Origin of the sequence: Methylacidimicrobium cyclopophantes (assembly GCF_902143385.2) — a bacterium.
Lineage (GTDB): Bacteria > Verrucomicrobiota > Verrucomicrobiia > Methylacidiphilales > Methylacidiphilaceae > Methylacidimicrobium > Methylacidimicrobium cyclopophantes.
The window spans coordinates 1-1,765 of the sequence record NZ_CABFUZ020000229.1 but is presented as its reverse complement, the minus strand read 5'-3'; the positions used below and the strand labels follow the sequence as shown (position 1 = coordinate 1,765).

General features: G+C 64.5%; 1 protein-coding gene. It reads right to left on the bottom strand.

Going from position 1 to position 1,765, the window contains the following annotated elements; all coding sequences use genetic code 11:
- Window positions 1-1,727: UvrD-helicase domain-containing protein (locus FN369_RS09510; protein WP_178087794.1), on the bottom strand; the 1,727-nt coding region annotated here is incomplete at its 3' end.
- Between the last annotated feature and the right edge of the window lie 38 nt (window positions 1,728-1,765).

The following is a 1,765-nucleotide window of genomic DNA, read 5'->3' as shown; positions in this document are numbered from 1 at the left end:
ATCCGCCGAAGCGGCTCGAGACTGGCGGCATCGGCTCTTTCCACTCGGGAAAGCAGCTCGTGGACCAACGAGCCCCACTTTCTCCCGGCCGATCGCAACGGGGTAAAGACTCCTTGGCCCCGCTCTCTCTCCTCGAAGCGCGAAGGAGCGACCGGCATCCGGCGGACCGAGCGAGGATGGAAGGAGAATGCCTCCGCCGGTCTCGGCACGGATTCCTTCTCTACGGGGACGGAACCTGGCTCCTCGAGCTTTCGACGCTCGCCCCGCTCGAATAGGACGTCGATCCCGCTCCCCTCTCGAAGAGAGCGGACCGGCCCCTCGGCCAGGGTTCGGCGCAAGAGCTCCCGATGTGTGGGAGCCGCCGGCCCGCCGGCCGATTTGCCGCGCTCTTTGGCAGAAGCCTCCGCCAGGAGATAAAGTTCCCGCCGCGCCCGGGTCAAAGCCACGTAGAGAAGACAGAGCCGCTCGAATCGTTCCTCTTCCTCCGCTTTCTCCGCGGCTTTCGCCAGGGCGGGGATCTTTTCCACGATCGCCTTCCCCGGCGCCAAGAGCAGGCCCCCGGCTCCGCCGGAATCCTCCTCGATCCGAAGCAGGTTTCCCCGCCGGCGCAGCGGACGCTCCAGCTCGGTGACGACCACGACATCAAAGCCCAACCCTTTGGCCTTGTGGATCGTCATCACCTGGACGGTGCCGGTCATCTCCGGAAGCCGAACCGGTTGCTCCTTCCAAAAGCGCAGAAATCGTTCCACGTCGCGCGAACCGGTCTGGTCGAATCGGTAGGCCATCTCCCGCAGAAGACTCGCCCGCTCCTTCGCAAACGCGTCCCCCAGAGAGGAGGGAATGCGCCCCAAGATCTCCTCGACGACGCCGTGAAAACCATTCTCGTGCAGGATCCGCCACCCGATCCTCTCCCACTCCAGACGAAATGGCTCACCGAGCGGAGAAGCCTCCAACCACCCTCGGGCAAGCATGTCCGCCGGATGGGCGAGGCTCTGGAGGGCTGCAGTCACAAGCCGCCCGAGTTGGTTGTCCGCCCCGGGGAAAATTTCCCCTTCGAGGAATACCGGGCCGACCCCCTCCTTCCGCAGGCGGTCCGTCAATCGACGTGCCCATGCGTTGGTTTGGACGAGGACGGCGCAAGAGAGCCCCCGCTCGGAGGGCCGGATGGTCTCCCGGATGAGACTGGCCAGAGCTCCGTCCAATGGAGAGGAGCCTTCCTCTTCGGCGTCCGCTCCGATCTCCTCCTCGCTCTCCTCGGGAAAGCCCTCTCCCTCGACGGGTCGGGCCTCGAGATAACAGGCATATCCTCCCTCTCCCGTCACGGCCGAGCGATGGGGCTCCCAATCCTTCGCCCAAGCCGCGCCGGCTGCCCCGTAAAGTTCTTTCAGAACCGCCTCGTTGCCAAAGACCGCGTTGACGAGATCGATCACCGCGCGACGCGAGCGGTGGGAGGTAACCAGCCGGCGAAGCTCAATGGCCTCGCCATACCTCGAGGCGATCTCCCCAAAGAGCTTTCGATCTCCGCCACGCCAGCCGTAGATCGACTGCTTGGCGTCCCCGACGCAAAAGAAAGTGCGGCTCCCCTCCGCCGACTGAATCACCTCTCCGATCAGGAGGTCCAACGCTCTCCATTGCGCACGGCTCGTATCCTGAAATTCGTCAAAAAGCCAATGGTCCCATTGAGAGTCGAGCCGGAAGGCGATCCGCAACCAAAGATCTCGATCCATCCCGCCGCCCGTTGCGCCGAGCTCCTGGAGGAGCCTCG